Origin of the sequence: Bacillus cereus group sp. MYBK79-1 (genome assembly GCF_051915365.1) — a bacterium.
Classification (GTDB): Bacteria; Bacillota; Bacilli; order Bacillales; family Bacillaceae_G; genus Bacillus_A.
In genome coordinates, this window is the sequence record NZ_JBQAEO010000015.1 from 81,993 (window position 1) to 99,201 (window position 17,209).

Sequence of the window (17,209 nt, forward strand, 5' to 3'; positions counted from 1 at the left end):
TCAGTGGGTGCCATTTCCCACTGATTATTAGTTGAACCAATCGGGCTTTTACGGGCAGTTGGCCCCAGGCCTAACTTCTTAGCTTTCACTGAATTTTGAAGTAGGGGTCTTACTGCCCGTTAATGCGGGGTGAAAGTAAAAAAATCAGCTCTCTTAGAGAACTGATTTTTTACTGTTTTATTCTTGTGAAGAAGAACTGTTAGATGATTCGGTAGAACCATTTGTTGATTTTTCTTCTTTCTTCGGTTCTTCTTTTTTGTCACTAGTCGAACCGCTAGTTGATTTCTCTTCTTTTTGAGACTTATCTTCTGTTTTACTTTCTGGTTTCGTACTCGTTGACTTTTCTTCTTTTTGAGATTTGTCATCAGCTTTTTTACCAGAAGCGTTCGTTGCCTTTGCAGCACCTGCATCAGCTTTAATTTCTGCTACTGATTTATTTAAGTAACGTTCAGGGTTCACAGCCACATTGTCTTTACGTACTTCAAAGTGAACGTGAGAACCTGCTTCTTTATTCATTGCACTTAGACCGGATTTTCCTAATACTTCACCTTGTACAACTCGTGCACCTTTTTCTACTTTTACACTGCCTAAGCTTTGATAAGAAGCTGCTACACCATTTCCACTATCAACTGTTACAACATAACCAAGAAGTGAATCTTTTTCAGCTTTCGTTACTGTACCACTTAAAGCAGCTGTAACATTGAATTCTTTTCCATTCTTCGCAGCAATGTCAATTCCTTTGTTTGGGGAATATGTGTTGTTATAAAAAACAAGTGCTTTTTCTTGTTCCGCCTCAGTTGCTGCATCTTCATAGAACTTCTTTTGTACGACTACTTCCGCATTAGCGGCAGCTGGCATTTTCACTACTTCTGAAGATTTCGTTACTGGTACTGCTGGATCTTCCGATTGTGTATACGGTGTTGCTTGATCTTGGTTCGGAGTCTTCTTCGGATTAGCTCCTTGGAACCATAGCGCAACCATTAAGATTACCGCTGCACAAGCAATGTACAGTGCCGGAAACACCCATCTTTTTTGAAATAAATGTACTACCTTTTGCGACTTTTTATTATTTCTTCCTCGCATTCCATCATCACCTCAGCAATCATTTTGAACAATATTCACGTATCCTATACAACGTATAACTAATTACTTTTCGACAAAATCTGTAAAAATATGTATAGGAATTACAAAATTTCCGAGGAAATGATAGAAAAAAGAAAAAACTGAGCGTTTTAGCTCAGTTTTTAGTCCATTTGTTTCTTTCTATAAATGAAGAGTGTAATAACAAGTACTGCGACTAACCAAATAGTTATATTCAATAAATTACTAGCAATTGCACTAAAACCTTCCCCTTTTATAACACTACTAACTGCAAGACCGATATGACGAGTTGGTAAATAATCAATTATCTTTGTAACAACTTCATTCTTCACAAACATTCCAATTAAGTCACCCAAAAGAAATGTCATTAATATTGGCAATCCAATTGTTGAGGTTTGTGGCACATTTTGAGCTAATAATCCGATACAAGTGCCAATGAGATTAAATATTAGCATTCCAAGAACAAAGATGAGTAATAATAATGCAAAATTACCTTCTAATTTCCCTAAAATAAGTAGATTAATAAAACAAATCGAAACTGTAATCAGACCTGTTAATGAACTTTTACCAATTAATACTTCAATAGATGATGCTGGTGATAGCATAAGAACACGAAGCGTATTTTTTTCCTTTTCTTCAGCGATGAGCATTGCCTGTACAAAACCTCCAACCATAACTAACGCCATCGCAGTTAATGTACCTGCCCCAACTTCTCTAAAGTTATCTGAACGACTAAATAGTATTGCAAAGAAAACTGGCATTGCCATCATAATTAAAGTTTGTGAATTCGTTTTAAAATCCTGTAACTCTTTCCGAAAAATAGCTGAAAATCGTCTCATTGAAAATGTCATTATAGTCCCCTCCCAGTAACTTCAATAAAGATATCGCCTAGCGTTGGTTCATGTGAATGAATCGATAGTAATTCACCTTTTTTCATCCATTCTGAAATACGTTTTGCACCTAATTCGTCTTTTTGTACGATTTCTTTTTGCTTATCTTTTAATACGACTTGTATTTGATCTTTCGCGTATTGTAGGCGAAGGTTTTCTGGTGTATCAAGCGCTACAATTTCTCCGCCACATAGAAAGGCGATGCGGTTACAAAGCGTTTCCGCTTCGTCCATATTGTGCGTCGTTAAGAAAATCGTCGTTCCTTCTTTATTTAAGTCTGTTAAGATTTTATGAATGTTTTGTACGTTTACTGGATCGAGTGCAGATGTTGGTTCGTCTAAGAAGAGGATATCTGGTTTATGAAGGATTGCTCTTGCTAATGTAACGCGCTGCTTCATTCCTTTTGATAGTTTCTTTACTGGTGTTTTTTTATCATCTAATAGATTCACTTGCGCTAGTACTTCATCGATTCTTTCTTTTTTACAACCGTATAAGTCACAAAATAATAGCAAGTTATCATAAATGCTAAGTCTCTCATATAAACCGCTATTGTCTGTTAAAATACCAATTCGTTTGTAATCGATGCTACTTGGTCCTGTAATATCTCTGCCTAGTACCCTCACTGTTCCAACACTATGAAGTAATTGAGAAGTTAAAATCTTTACTGTTGTCGTTTTTCCAGATCCACTCGGTCCGAGGAATCCAAAAATTTCTCCTTGCTTCACTTCAATATTTACATTTCGAAGTGCTGTTTTTTCGTTGAAACTTTTCATTACATCTTTCATTTCAATTGCCAATGTCATCTCGTCATCCCCTTTGTTTTTTCTTTTATAGATGAAAGTCGCTTTAGCGCTTTTCGTTTGTTTGTTTCGCTTTTCTTAACTCAATCATATGAAAAACAAAGGGTAGGCGCAGTAAAATACCGATAAAAGGAGTATTTTTACCGGTGAATGAATCGTATTTTGAGCTTATTGGAGCAATTTTTATAGCCCAATCACTCCTTTTAATTCATCCATTCTTCCTTTTGAAAGCGGAATCGAACTTTTTCTTTCGTCATCCAAAATTAAACTAAAACTATTACGAGTCCACGTAATGACTTCTCGCACTCTTTGTAAATTCACAAGGTACGAGCGATGACATCTAAAGAACCCGAATCCTGTTAATCTCACTTCTAGTTCACTTAATGTTAATGCACATACGAAATCACCTTCGCGCACATGAATATGTGTCACTCCGTTTTGCGTTTCAATGAAATGAATTTCCATCGGATCAAGTAAAATAATTTTATCGTTCACTTTCGCTGGTATTCTTTCAAGTTTCATTTGCGGAATCATTTGAACAACCTTTTCTCCATCGACTTCTTCCACTTCTTCTTGTTCGATTTCTATTTTTTTCACACCATCATTGTTTAATATGTATACATCTTCTGTTAACGAAAGGGCGTCCGATAGAAACGATGACGTAATAAAAATCGCTTTTCCTTGCTCTTTCATTTTCATAATTGCTTTCCTGATAATAATCGTACTCTCTGTATCTACATTTTGCTCTGGCTCTTCTAAAATAACTAAATCCGGATTATGAATCATAACACGCCCAATATGAAGGCGACGTTTCTCTGAAAATGATAATTTTTCTATTTTAACGTTGAGTTTATCTAGAAGACCAACATACTGTACAACTTCTTCTATACTTATCTTTGATTCATAAAGTCCTAATAGAAATTGGAAGTATTCCTTCACCTTCAAACGATCATACGCCTCATCTTTCAAAAAACAAAAGCCGATGCGAGAATAATTTTTCTTCCCAATCGATTCTCCCTCAAACAGCACGTTGCCAGTTGAAGCTTCTTGCTCACCAATAATAATACGGTGCAACACTTTAGCTGTATGGTTATTACATTGCAAAACAACACATTGTCCCTTCTCAACCTCTAGCTCAACTACCGGCAACTGGTTCGTCTTCCCTAATTGTCTCAACTCGAGTAACGCCATTTCGTCTCCCCCAAATGTTTTTATCTTATTATACCAAACAATTAATGGAAAATTATGATATTTCATACATTATTTTAAGGCATTATATATGAAAATATAAAGGGAGGGCGACGATTTTTCGAATATACTTATCACAACTCAAAATATATCAACGATTTTTCAAATATATCTATCACAACTCAAAATATATCAACGATTCGACAAGGAATATCGACTTAACCACAAAATACGACAAAAATAACCTGTGTACCAACAAAAGAAAACCGTCCCAACATACTTCTTGGAACGGTCTCTCTTGCATCCTACTTCTTCACCATTAACTTTCCTTTATAATCATTCATCGTCTTTATTTCAACGCCTTTGTAGTAATGAGCGACGATATCTGTATATTTCTTACCTTCCGCTGCCATGCCATTTGCTCCGTATTGGCTCATGCCAACGCCGTGGCCGAAGCCTTTCGTTGTAACGACGATTTTATCCCCTTGTTGTTTCCACGTGAAATCAGAAGAACGTAAATCTAACTTTTCGCGAACTTGCTTTCCTGTTAATGTTTTCCCTTGAAATGCTACATCCTTTACGCGCTTTCCTTCCGTAAGGTCCTTAATGTTTCCAACTTTTCCGTCCGCTAGTACCTTCACACCGAGACGCTTTTGAAAGTCAGCTACGGTGAATGTTTGCTCACTCGTAAATTTTGGAGATGCTTCATCCCACGGGCTATCTACGCTCTTTAAGTACGGATAATCATTTCCCCAATAATCAGCCGCATTTTCTGTCCGGCCATTACTCGTTGAGAAGAAGGATGCTGAGATTGGTTTTCCCTCATACGTTAAAACTTGTCCTGCGGTTTTGGAAACTGCTTCCTCGATTTTCTTCAAATTATTTTCGTAGTTATTGCCCCATTGTTTCTTCAATTCTTCTTTACTTTTGTACACTTGATCTTTCACCGTATCTGTCACGTCCGCATTGTTTTTCTTACCTCCGCTTAGCATACGCTGTACCACAAATGTTCTCGCTGCTAATGCCTGCGCCTTTAGCGCCTCTATTTCAAAACTGGCATTCATCTCAGAAGCTACTACACCGGTCACATACTCCTCCATAGGTAATGACTCTACCTTTTTCTGTTTCTCACGATATACAGCAACTTGAACCGCTGTATCCACTTTCCCTGGAGCTGGTATACTTTCTATCGCTGGAGGAGTTTTGGAAGCTGCTTCTTCCCCTACTTTTGCTTTCGCAAACGGAATAACAAGAGCAGCAGGTACAATGATAACGAGCGCTATGAGAAGCGCTACTGTGATGAAAAGTGGCTTTGAAAATTTCATCTTATTTCCCCCAATATCCAAAAGCTTTACTCCATTCATTCTTATGGAACAACTCTTTCTTTTAGAACATACTTAAGGGAACCAGCTAAAACGAAAATTTTCTAAATATTTTTACTGGTACGTGCATAAGTATAGAATTTCTTGACTATAACAGTAATAACCCAAAAAAAAAATAGCCCCTACGTCAAAAGACGTAAAGACTATTTCAATTAAGCGTGAAGATCAGAAACTTCTTGTTCTTTCACTTCTTCTACTTTTTCGTTTACACGTTCAATAGTTGCACCTAATGCAGCTAATTTCTTATGGAAATCTACATAACCACGGTCAAGATGCTTTAACTCAGTTACACGAGTGTAACCTTCAGATACTAAACCAGCTAAGATTAATGCAGCAGCAGCACGTAAGTCAGTTGCGCCTACTTCAGCACCTTGTAAGCTGTTTGGACCGTTCATAATAACAGAACGACCTTCGATTTTAATATCAGCATTCATACGACGGAATTCTTCAACGTGCATAAAGCGGTTTTCGAATACCGTTTCTGTAATCATACTTGTTCCATCAGCTTGTAGTAATAATGCCATCATTTGTGATTGCATGTCTGTTGGGAAACCTGGGTGAGGCATAGTTTTAATATCAACCGCTTTTAACTTATCTGGGCCGATAACACGTACACCTTCATTTTCCTCGATAACTTTAACACCCATTTCTTCCATTTTCGCTGTAATTGAGCGTAAATGTTCAGGCACAGCATTTTCAATTAAGATGTCTCCACCAGTAATTGCCGCTGCAACCATGAATGTTCCTGCTTCAATACGGTCAGGAATAATAGAGTGGTTTCCACCATATAATTTATCAACGCCTTCGATACGAATCGTTCCAGTTCCAGCTCCGCGTACTTTCGCTCCCATCGCATTTAAGAAGTTAGCTAAGTCAACGATTTCTGGTTCTTTCGCTGCGTTTTCAAGGATTGTTGTCCCTTTTGCTAATGTAGCTGCAGACATAATGTTTTCTGTCGCGCCCACGCTTGGGAAGTCTAAATAAATTTTAGCTCCTTTTAGTTCTCCCTCAACGTATGCCTCAACAAAACCATTACCAACCTGTACTTTTGCTCCCATTGCTTCGAAGCCTTTTAAATGTTGGTCAATTGGACGTGAACCAATTGCACATCCACCAGGAAGTGCAATACGAGCACGACCGTTACGTGCAAGTAATGGTCCCATTACTTGAACAGATGCACGCATTTTACGTACATATTCAAATGGTGCTTCGATGTTTAGTTCTTTAGAAGCATCGATTGTTACTTGGTTATTTTCAAATACGACTTCAGCATTTAAATGACGTAATACCTCATTAATTGTGTATACATCAGACAAAACTGGTACTTCAGATAGTACATTCTTTCCATCACTCGCTAATAGGGCTGCAGCGATTATAGGTAATACAGCATTTTTTGCGCCCTCAACACGCACTGTGCCGTTTAACCGCTTTCCGCCACGGACGATGATCTTTTCCAAATTATTCCCCTCCGTGTCCTTTTTTCAGTATCTATTCACTCAATACTCAGAAGTTATGATCGGTGTGCCAACCACAATTGTATCTTTGTTGTCTGTAGAACGTATTGCTATTTGCACATTTATTTTCTCTCTATTTGTTGAAAGAGCGTCATCCCACTTTTTATTGTATGCGGAGACTGACACAAATGCTCTTTCTTCTATCTGTTCGATCGCTCTTGCTGAAAGATCTTTCAAAACCTGATTGGTTTTATTTTGCAAAACACCTTCAATCTTATCATTCAGTACACCTTGAACACAAGTGTAAATTATAGGTTTTTCACTAAAAATTTTATTTGTTTTCTGAATGTACTTCGGGTCCCATTTCGCCCCACTTACTTCAAAAATAATGAAAGTGTTTTCTTTAGTATTTTCCTTACTCCAAGTTACTACTACTCGTTCTTCATGAGAAGAAAATTTTTTATAGGATGTAGCTTTATATCCATCTGGAGATTGCTCTAATTCCCACTTTTGAATATTCGCCTTGTCCTTCACATCGTTTAACAATTTTTGAAACGTATGTATATTAGAAATTGTTTTTGTTTCTCGCGCTAACCATGACCACTTCTCTACTTTAGCGTCATTTTTCTCTAAAGTTGCAATCATGCTCTCCATTTTCTGTTCATCGCTGATCGGTTTCATTTCTCTATATCCAACCAAAAATAAAACAACACTTATCACAACAATAAGAATGGCTTTAAGCTTCAATTTCATCCCCTCCTATCCCCATTGTTAACGGAGATATGAGGTTCTATACACTTACTTTACTAAATACGTTAAACTCTTTGAATAGCCTAAATAATCAAGGAAAAAGTTACTTACAGATGTCCCAATTGCAATTGTAATTAAGATGAGTAATACTCGCGTCTGCATCACCTTTCCAGACTTCATTAAACGCTCAATGTGAATACCTTGTAAGGCCCACCACGTAATGGTAATAAACAATAAATGCGAAACAATGGCAATCAGTGCTTGTTGTCCTAAAAGATGTGCCAAAAAATCGACCCCTTTTTACCCAGCTACTACTTACGAAATACTATAAAAACGATACCATAATAAGTAGGAGCCACACTTTTTCAAATACAAATAAGCATCTTACATTTCACATCGTAATTTGCTCTCAAAAAACGTATACCTACATGCATTTTCAATTGTAATTCACACAAAATAAAAAGTGCAGAGTAACAACTCCACACCTTTTATTTTTACTATTGTACCATGTTCCCTAGAAAGAAGAAATCCTTCATTAATGGAAAATATTCATAAAAGAAATTGTATCCAATCATCGGCATAATCCCTAGTATTACAATCGAAATTGCACAAAGGCTCATAACAACCTTTATATTGATTGGCAAACGAATTTTCGCTTCCACTTCTCCCGTCCGGAAAAACATTTGCTGTAAAATACGGAAATAATATACGAATGAAATGACTGTCGTCCCCATCATAATGGAAGCTAGTACGTAATGAGCTGGCTCTACATGCAGTGCACCTAAAAAGATATTAATTTTCCCAATGAAACCAGCTGTTCCTGGTATCCCAGCTAACGATAAAATAAAAATCGTCATCACTATCGCTGTAAATGGCGACCGCTTATATAATCCGGTGAAAATGGTGATGTTTTCTTTGTCGCTTTGTAAGATTAATCCGTGGATAATTGCAAATGCTCCTATATTCATCAGCATATATGCAAGCATGTAAAACCACATGCTATCCATCGTAAATGGTGATAATGCTACAAGCGGAACGAGTAAATACCCCGCATGTGCGATTCCCGAATAGGCAAATAGGCGTTTTACGTTATATTGCTTTAATGCGACTACGTTTCCAATAATCATCGTAATACTCGCCAGTACAGCAATGTATATACTCATACGTCCGTATAAAGATTGCATGTCTCCTTGGACCGATACACTTGCAAAAACCATGAGGAACAGACGAATAATGAGTAGGAACCCTGCAATTTTAGAAATCGTCCCGAGAAAAGTAGTAACAGGCGTAGCCGCCCCCTCATACACATCTGGTGCCCACATATGAAACGGCACTGTCGCAATTTTAAACGAAAGCCCAACAAGCAGTAATAAAAATGCGAGAGCTAACAATAACTGAATACCACTAGCAAGCTCCCCTGCGAATACTTTTTGCATATCCACGATATTGGTTGATCCTGTAATACCATACAAATAACTCATTCCAAAGAGCGTAATTGCCGTTCCAATTCCTCCATTAATGACATATTTCATGGCCGCCTCGTTTGATGCACGGTTCTTTTTTCGTATTCCTACTAGAATATATGAAGAAAGTGAAAGCAATTCTAAACCAACAAAAAGTGTAATGAAGTCGACGCTAGAAGCCATAAACATCGCCCCAAGAAGTGCCATTAAAAATAAGTAATAATATTCTCCCTTATCTTCAATTGGATTCTTCTTATCATCGCTCATTGCGGTGCATAAGATGAGGGCCGCTCCGCCTAATAACAACGTTTTAAACCCTTTTGAAAACCCATCTAACACAAACGATCCGTTTAAAATATCTCCTGCCGGTTCGCCATATAGCGTGATTAACGACACGATTGCTAATATGACGGCTGCGATTGCACTAAGCGCTACATATCTATGGTTCAGCTTAAAAAACAAATCACATATGGAAAGAAGGATGGCAGCTCCGAGAATAATGAATTCTGGCACCATGAGATGCCATGATAAGCTAAGTAACGTATTCATATCCATCCTACTTCACCCCCAATGTTTTCAATGTATTTTGAAGCGGATCCCCTAGTACTTCTGGCATTACTCCAATTGCAATAATGCAGAAGATAAGTAGCAATATAGGGACATACTCCCATCCGTGTATATCAGCTTTCGCTTCCCACTCTTTCTTTCCAAATGTTACTTGAAGCGTTGCTCTTAATACGTATACAGCGGTTAAAATGATGCCGAGCACACCGACTGCAGCAATGATTGGCTCCCCTTGAAATAAACCGAGAAAGGCAAGAAACTCGCTAACAAATCCAGACATTCCTGGCAATCCAAGCGATGCCATTCCTCCTGCTAAGAAGAATCCGCTAAGTACCGGGACACTTTTTGCGAGTCCGCCAAGCGCTGTAATATCCGACGTTCCAAAGCGCTGTTCTATAACGCCAAGTAAGAAGAAGAGTAAAGCTGCAATTAAACCGTGAGAGACAACTTGGAATAGTGCCCCTTGTGTACCTGGTGCATTTAACGCCGCAAGGCCCATTAATACAATGCCCATATGCGAAATACTAGAGTAAGCAAGCACCTTCCGAAAGTCCGTTTGGATGAGCGCTAAGAAGGCACCGTACAATAAATTGATGACTCCTAAAATCGCAATGAGCGTTGCAAACTCGCGAAAGTATTCCGGGAATAGCCCCTTTCCGAAACGAATCATACCGTATGCCCCAATCTTCAGTAAAACGCCCGCATGAAGCATAACTACAGCCGGATGCGCTTCAACATGCACATTGACCATCCAGCGATGTAACGGGAAAACGGGTAGTTTAATCGCAAAGGCAATCATTATGCTAAGAAACAAACCGAACTGTAAGCTACTTGAGACAGCCATTCCTCCCCCAGCACCTATACTCTTTAATATTTCTTTAAGCTCTGTAATATTCGTTGTACCTGTTTTCGCAAATAAAACCGAGAAAACGATGAGCAAAATAGCGGAGCCAATACCGTTATATATTAAATAGCTATAAGCAGCCTTTTCACTCGACAATTTCCCCCACTTCCCAATTAATAAAAACATTGGTGGTAATGTAATTTCAAAGAAGATAAAGAACAACATTAAATTTTGAGCAGCGAAGACGCCGAGCATCCCTATTTCTAACATGAGTAACAGCATATAAAAGGCTTTCAAGTTTCTTTTAATAGTAAATGCCGCAATTGCTGCAAGCATCGCTAGAAGGGCCGTCAGCACCATCATAACGAGCGATAAGCCATCAATGCCAAGCTCGTAGTAAATAGAAAACCATCTTTTATCTACCGCTGCAAAATCCCCAAATTTAATCCATTTCACTTTTTCATCAAATAGCGACAAACTCTTTCCAGAAGCATATGTACAAGCGAGGACGATAGCCATTCCAAATGGAAGCGCCGTCCCAAATAAACCAAGCGCTCGCACTGTACGCGATTCTTTTTTCGGTGTTAATGCAAGTAAGAGAATTCCTAAAAGCGGGGAAAAAATGAAGAACGTTAATAACAAATCATTCATCGTAAATCCCCTCCCGTATAGAGCAAAATAATGACAAGTACTGCAAGCGAGACCGCTGTTACAGTGCCGTACACTTGTACATTTCCGTTTTGAAGTCTAGAACCAAGTCCGCTTATCCCTTTAACTAGGCTCCTTATTAAAACGGCAATTCCTTCGACTACATACACCTCAAATAAGCAAAGCACATAAGCGATTCCCTTCGTAATAGGGAGCACCGTCATATTGTATAGTTCATCCACATAATATTTTTCTTTCAAAAGGTTATAAAGAGGTGTTCTATCGCCACCAGCCCAATCTCTAGAAATAGATTTCTTACCATATATGAAATATGCGAGAGCAATCCCAGCCAAGGAAACGAGCGTTGCAACAATCATAATCCAAACTGGTCCGTGTGCCTCTTCTACCTGAAATGCTACATCTTTCGTAAGCCAATCCCCAAGGAATGTCCCAAACCATGGTGTATTCATATAACCCGCCACTACTGCGAGGACGCCAAGGACAATCATCGGATACGTCATAACGCGGGGCGATTCATGCACGTCTTCCTTCGTCTTCGCCTCCCCAGTAAAGACAAGGAAGTATAACCGGAACATATAGAACGCTGTTAAGAATGCTGCAATTACTGCTAATATGAATAAAACGTAATTGCCGTTCATCCAAGTCGCCGCTAAAATTTCATCTTTACTAAAGAAACCAGAAAGGAGCGGAACCCCGCTAATTGCAAGTGTACCGATTAAAAATAGTGCACCCGTTACTTTCATCTTCTTCTGTAGGCCGCCCATTTTATTAATGTTTTGCGTATGCACTGCATGAATGACACTTCCTGCCGCCAAAAATAGTAGCGCTTTAAAAAAGGCATGTGTCGTTAAATGGAAAACACCAGCTACATAACCAGCAGATCCTAGCGCAAGCATCATATACCCAAGCTGGCTAACTGTAGAATAAGCGAGCACTCTCTTTATATCCGTTTGTACAAGACCGATGGAAGCCGCAAATATTGCAGTAAAGGCTCCAACGATTGCCACCGTCTGCATCGCCACCGCACTTGCTGAAAATAGAGGAAACATCGTCGCCACTAAATACACGCCAGCCGCGACCATTGTCGCCGCATGAATAAGTGCCGAAACGGGCGTCGGCCCTTCCATCGCATCTGGTAACCACGTATGAAGCGGGAACTGACCTGATTTCCCCATTGCACCGATAAAAATTAATATCGCCGTTATTGTAATCATCGTAGGGGTAAGATCCCCCGTATGAATCGCCCTAAATATTGCGTCATATTCAAAACTACCTGCATGCCAGAAAATTAAGATCATCCCAATAAATAAACCGACATCTCCAATACGAGTCATAATAAAAGCCTTTTTCGCAGCAGCCTTCGCTTCTTCTTTAAAGAAATAAAAACCAATGAGTAAAAATGAACCAAGGCCCACTAACTCCCAAAATATATAAAGCTGTAATAAATTCGGTGATATAACGAGTCCGAGCATCGCAAATGTGAAGAGCCCTAAATAAGCATAAAAGGTTGGTAATCTTTCCTCACCTTTCATATAACCTTTCGAATACACATGTACAAGTAAACTCACAAGTGTAACGATAAACAGCATTAAAGCCCCTAATGCAGTCACTTCAAAGCCAAATGATATATCAATATCTCCCGTTCTAAGCCATACCCACTTATGCTTCACGCTTGCTTCTGAAAATCGTTCTATTAATACAAGTACCGCAAATATAAAGGAGAGAAAGACGAGGAAAATACTAAGTACACTGCTTCCTTCTCTAATTTTCTTCCCGAATATAAGTAATAAAAAAAACGAAACAAGCGGGAAAAGCGGTATGAGCCATGCATAATCGATCATTGTTTCCTTCCCCCTTTTCGGTCACAATGTTATCCTTTGAGCGTATCCATTTCATCTACATGAACCGTCGTACGATTACGATACAAAGCAATTAAAATGGCGAGTCCTACCGCCGCCTCTGCAGCCGCTACAGCCATCGTAAACAGAGAGAAAATTTGACCTGTTAAATTTGGGAACAAACCTAATTTACTAAACGCTACTAGATTTAAATTGGCCGCGTTAAGCATTAACTCAATACACACTAATACAATCACTGTATTTCGCTTCGTTAAAGCGCCAAACAAACCGATGCAAAACAAAATAATCGCAAGCGTTAAATATGCAGAAGCTGGAACGCTACTCATTGGAATCCTCCTCTTTCTCATCCTTCTTCGCAAGAATAATCGCGCCAACAAGTGCTACAAGTAAAATAACTGAGGTTAACTCAAATGGAATAATATATTCTGAATAGAGAAGTGTACCGATTTGAAGTGTGTTGTTTTCATGGAGAGGTAAACTTCCTTGTGTGCTTTCATTTGCAAAGTCAATATTGTTAACAGCGAAATACATAACTGCCCCAAATGCTACAACCGCAAAGAAGATAATCCATTTTCGAAGAGTAAGACGCGATTCATTTTCCGCATTATGTTTCGTTAACATAATGCCAAAAATCATAATAATTGTGATCGCACCAGAGTAAAGTAAAATTTGTGCAACTCCGATAAATTCGGCCGATAAAAGAAAGTACAAACCTGCAATGCTGAGAAATGTTAGAACGAGAGCTAGCATCATATGCATAACTTTCGTTAAGTTCAACATAAGAATACCGCCGATAATTGCAGACAAGGATAGTATGAAGAATGCTACAAACTCGCCATTCATGCTTTATTCTCCTTCCTGACGTTTTCGTCGTTTTCGTCAAGCCACTGCAAATTTTTAAATAAATCATCACGTGAATATTCCGCGAGCTCAAAGTTATTTGTCATAACAATTGCCTCTGTCGGACAAACTTCTGTACATAAATCACAAAGAATACAAATTTCAAAATTAATATCGTACGTGTCGATAATTTTTCCTTTTTTCGTAGGATCCGGATGTTTTTTTCCTGTTAACTGAATACAATCTGTCGGACAAATGTTGGAACACTGGTTACAAACAATACATTTTTCCGGATAAAATTTTTGAATGCCTCTAAAACGGTCCGGCAGCGGCAACGGTTGATTTGGATAATCATACGTCACCTTCTTCTTACTCAAATTGCTTAATGTATATTTTAATCCTTTAAATAGTCCTTTCATCTCTTACTGGCACCCCCCTCATAGATTAGAAGAATAACTCCTTAATCAATGCCGTTAAGAAAATATTCGCAAGCGCAATTGGCAATAATACTTTCCAGCCAAACTCCATTAACTGGTCACCTCTTATACGCGGGAACGTAACGCGGAACCAAATTAATAGAAAGACTACACTGCTAAATTTCAAAGCAAACCATACAGCTCCTGGGATAAATCCAAGGAACATGACTGGATTCCATCCGCCTAAAAAGAGCACTGTAATTAAAGATGCCATTCCGAAGAAATATACGTACTCTGAAAGCATGAAAAACGCCCAGCGAAACCCTGAGTATTCCGTATGATATCCAGAAACAAGTTCCGACTCTGCTTCTGGTAAATCAAACGGCGTCCTATTTAACTCTGCTACCGCTGCGATTAAGAACACGACGAAACCGATTGGCTGTACGAAAATGTACCAAACATTCTCCTGCGCTGCTACGATTTCATTTAAATTTAGGCTACCAGCTAACAAAACGACGCCAATTACACTCATTACGAGCGGAATTTCATAAGAAATCATTTGCGCCGCCGCACGCATCCCTCCTAAAAGGGAATATTTATTATTTGATGCCCATCCTCCGGTTACAACACCAATCGTCGTAATGCCAGAAACAGCAATGTAATACAGTAAGCCTACGCCAATATCCGCGAACTGAAATTTATCAGTAAATGGGATGACTGCAAGCACCATAAATGCCGGTGCGAATGCAATGACAGGTGCTAATATAAACAACGGTTTATCTGCCGCTTTTGGAATACTATCTTCCTTCAATAGTAGTTTCAAAACATCGGCTACCGTTTGCAGTAAACCGAACCGGCCCCCAACTTGGTTTGGTCCAATCCGCCCTTGCATAAAGCCCATCACTTTCCGTTCTGCCAAAATACCATATGTAACGAAGCCAAGGACTGCAAATAATAGGAGCACCGCTAATCCGAAAAAAATGAAGAAATTCGTCCAGCTTGAAGGTGATTGTAAGAGCGTTTCAATCATCAGCCATCAACCTCCCCAAGTACAATATCAACTCCACCTAAAATCGTAATTAAATTGGCGATGTTTTCACCTTTCAATAACTTCGGTAAAATTTGCAAATTGTAAAAAGACGGCCTGCGAAACTTCAAACGGTACGGCTCTTTCTTTCCGTCACTAGCAATATAGCAACCAATCTCTCCGCGCGGCGATTCTATACGTACGAACGCTTCTCCCTTGGGTGCCTTAATAATTTTCGGTACTTTTGCCAGCACAGCTCCATCTTTCGGGAACTGCTGAACCGCTTGCTCAACAATCTTTAAAGACTCCTCAATTTCTTGCATGCGGCAAACGTAGCGATCCCAAGCGTCCCCCACACTCCCAACAGGAATATCGAAATCAAAACGATCATAAATGGAGTACGGTTCATCCTTACGAAGATCCCAGTTTACTCCAGTGCATCGTAAATTCGCTCCGCTTAAAGAATACGAAATCGCATCTTCCTCGCTATATATACCAACGCCTTTTACACGATTTAAGAAAATCTCATTACCACTAACAAGATCATGATAACCTGCCAATTGCTCTCTCATATACGGAACAAACTCTTCCACTTTTTCAATCCAACCGTCCGGCGCATCCCACTTTACACCTCCGACTCTCATATAGTTAAAAGTAAGCCGTGCACCGCATAATTCATTTAATAAATTTATAATCATCTCTCGCTCACGAAACGCGTACAAAAACGGGCTGACCGCTCCTATATCAAGAAGATTTGTCCCCCACCAAACGAGGTGGCTCGCAATCCTTCCAAGCTCCATTGCAAGCACTCGCAAGTATTCGGCACGCTCCGGGATTTCAAGCCCCATCATCGTCTCTACAGCGTGGCAAATGACGTAATTATTCGTCATGGCCGATAAATAGTCCATTCGATCTGTATACGGGATAATTTGCGTATACTGTAAGCTCTCTGCAATCTTTTCGGTCCCGCGATGCAAATATCCAATAACCGGTGTAGCTTCTTTAATAATTTCCCCGTCAATCTTAATAACAAGCCTGAACACACCGTGCGTACTCGGATGTTGAGGACCTACATTCAAAAGCATTTCTTCCGTACGGATCATTTAGCTACACCTCCACATCATACGGTTCATAATCTTTTCTAAGCGGGTGACCTATCCAATCATCAGGCATTAAAATACGCGATAAATTCGGATGCCCCTTAAATACAATGCCAAGCAAATCATACGCTTCCCGCTCTGGCCAGTCCGCTCCTTTCCAAAGCGCTGTCACCGATTCTACTTGCGGTGCTTCCCTATCCAGCTTCACCTTCACCGCTACTGACTGTTTCTTTCCATATGAAAATAAATGAACATACACTTCCATATGTGTCACAAAATCCGTCGCATGTAGCTCTGACATATAATCAAAGGCAAGTCCCTCATGAAATCGCAGTAACTCCATTACTTCATAATATTTGGAGGGCTCTACCACAAGAGTTGGTACATCTTTTGAAAGTTTATTAATGTAGGAATCTACTAATGTATCCTCTCCTACTTTTCCCTTAATAACTTCAACATACTGATTTAAATACGGTTCATTCACCGATGGCTCTTCCTGCTTCGGCTCCTCTTCCTTCTTACCTTCAGCGCCCTTTGTCTTCGCCCTTGCAGCCGCAGCCGCTTTTGCCTTCGCTGCTGCAATCGCCTTCGCCTTTTCATCTCCCGAATTCCCATCACCTTGCGAGGCCTTCTGCTTCGCTAGCGCCGCTGCCTTTGCCTTTGCTGCCGCCACGGCCTTCGCTTTCGACTTGGCCTTTTCCTCTTCCGTTACTCCTTCTGTTCCTTCTCTTTTTTGCTTCGCTAACGCCGCTGCTTTTGCCTTCGCGGCTGCCACGGCCTTCGCCTTCGCTTTTGCCTTGTCTTCTTCCGTTACTTCCTCTGTTCCTTCTCTTTTTTGCTTCGCTAACGCCGCTGCTTTTGC

At 39.6% G+C, this 17,209-nt stretch carries 17 protein-coding genes; all 17 read right to left on the reverse strand.

Annotated elements, in window-relative coordinates; all coding sequences use genetic code 11:
* Positions 1 to 177 precede the first annotated feature (177 nt).
* Positions 178 to 1,083 carry a M23 family metallopeptidase gene (locus ACTFOB_RS20905; RefSeq protein WP_151630202.1) on the reverse strand — a complete coding sequence of 302 codons (906 nt, stop codon included), beginning with the start codon at positions 1,081 to 1,083 and terminating at the stop codon, positions 178 to 180.
* A 161-nt stretch (positions 1,084 to 1,244) separates the two neighbouring features.
* A complete protein-coding gene (locus ACTFOB_RS20910; protein WP_440028584.1) occupies positions 1,245 to 1,952 on the reverse strand; it encodes an ABC transporter permease in 708 nt (235 codons plus the stop codon).
* Entirely contained in the window at positions 1,952 to 2,794 is an 843-nt protein-coding gene (locus tag ACTFOB_RS20915; RefSeq protein WP_151630200.1) for an ABC transporter ATP-binding protein, read from the reverse strand. Before ACTFOB_RS20915 ends, ACTFOB_RS20910 begins: the two co-directional genes overlap by 1 nt.
* A 180-nt stretch (positions 2,795 to 2,974) precedes the next feature.
* A complete protein-coding gene (locus ACTFOB_RS20920) occupies positions 2,975 to 3,982 on the reverse strand; it encodes a LytTR family transcriptional regulator DNA-binding domain-containing protein (protein WP_440028579.1) in 1,008 nt (335 codons plus the stop codon).
* A gap of 302 nt (positions 3,983 to 4,284) precedes the next feature.
* Complete coding sequence (gene spoIID / locus ACTFOB_RS20925) at positions 4,285 to 5,304, reverse strand: stage II sporulation protein D (RefSeq protein WP_440028576.1); 1,020 nt, start codon at positions 5,302 to 5,304, stop codon at positions 4,285 to 4,287.
* 209 nt (positions 5,305 to 5,513) lie between these two features.
* Positions 5,514 to 6,818, reverse strand: a complete 1,305-nt coding sequence (gene murA, locus ACTFOB_RS20930; protein ID WP_000411269.1) for a UDP-N-acetylglucosamine 1-carboxyvinyltransferase — start codon at positions 6,816 to 6,818, stop codon at positions 5,514 to 5,516.
* Between the two features lie 39 nt (positions 6,819 to 6,857).
* On the reverse strand, positions 6,858 to 7,562 hold the full coding sequence (locus tag ACTFOB_RS20935) for a YwmB family TATA-box binding protein (RefSeq protein WP_413226526.1): 705 nt from the start codon (positions 7,560 to 7,562) through the stop codon (positions 6,858 to 6,860).
* A gap of 51 nt (positions 7,563 to 7,613) precedes the next feature.
* Positions 7,614 to 7,850: a DUF1146 family protein gene (locus ACTFOB_RS20940; protein WP_002016201.1), complete on the reverse strand. Its 237-nt coding sequence runs from the start codon at positions 7,848 to 7,850 to the stop codon at positions 7,614 to 7,616.
* Positions 7,851 to 8,062: 212 nt separating this feature from the next.
* Positions 8,063 to 9,577 (reverse strand): NADH-quinone oxidoreductase subunit NuoN, encoded by a 1,515-nt coding sequence (nuoN, locus tag ACTFOB_RS20945; RefSeq protein ID WP_440028711.1) that lies wholly within the window; start codon positions 9,575 to 9,577, stop codon positions 8,063 to 8,065.
* A gap of 7 nt (positions 9,578 to 9,584) precedes the next feature.
* Complete coding sequence (locus ACTFOB_RS20950) at positions 9,585 to 11,087, reverse strand: NADH-quinone oxidoreductase subunit M (RefSeq protein ID WP_440028571.1); 1,503 nt, start codon at positions 11,085 to 11,087, stop codon at positions 9,585 to 9,587.
* The gene (gene nuoL, locus ACTFOB_RS20955; protein WP_440028568.1) at positions 11,084 to 12,946 is read right to left on the reverse strand and encodes an NADH-quinone oxidoreductase subunit L; all 1,863 of its coding nucleotides are present in this window, start codon (positions 12,944 to 12,946) and stop codon (positions 11,084 to 11,086) included. Before nuoL ends, ACTFOB_RS20950 begins: the two co-directional genes overlap by 4 nt.
* 29 nt (positions 12,947 to 12,975) lie before the next feature.
* Entirely contained in the window at positions 12,976 to 13,290 is a 315-nt protein-coding gene (gene nuoK / locus ACTFOB_RS20960; protein WP_000100078.1) for an NADH-quinone oxidoreductase subunit NuoK, read from the reverse strand.
* Positions 13,283 to 13,807, reverse strand: a complete 525-nt coding sequence (locus ACTFOB_RS20965; RefSeq protein ID WP_440028564.1) for an NADH-quinone oxidoreductase subunit J — start codon at positions 13,805 to 13,807, stop codon at positions 13,283 to 13,285. The genes nuoK and ACTFOB_RS20965 overlap by 8 nt, the downstream gene beginning before the upstream one ends.
* Entirely contained in the window at positions 13,804 to 14,223 is a 420-nt protein-coding gene (gene nuoI / locus ACTFOB_RS20970) for an NADH-quinone oxidoreductase subunit NuoI (RefSeq protein ID WP_000677191.1), read from the reverse strand. Before nuoI ends, ACTFOB_RS20965 begins: the two co-directional genes overlap by 4 nt.
* Before the next feature lie 25 nt (positions 14,224 to 14,248).
* Positions 14,249 to 15,250 carry an NADH-quinone oxidoreductase subunit NuoH gene (gene nuoH / locus ACTFOB_RS20975; protein ID WP_000573437.1) on the reverse strand — a complete coding sequence of 334 codons (1,002 nt, stop codon included), beginning with the start codon at positions 15,248 to 15,250 and terminating at the stop codon, positions 14,249 to 14,251.
* Positions 15,250 to 16,350 carry an NADH-quinone oxidoreductase subunit NuoD gene (gene nuoD / locus ACTFOB_RS20980; protein ID WP_440028561.1) on the reverse strand — a complete coding sequence of 367 codons (1,101 nt, stop codon included), beginning with the start codon at positions 16,348 to 16,350 and terminating at the stop codon, positions 15,250 to 15,252. Before nuoD ends, nuoH begins: the two co-directional genes overlap by 1 nt.
* Before the next feature lie 4 nt (positions 16,351 to 16,354).
* The coding region (locus tag ACTFOB_RS20985) for an NADH-quinone oxidoreductase subunit C (protein WP_440032737.1) at positions 16,355 to 17,209 on the reverse strand (855 nt) is incomplete at its 5' end.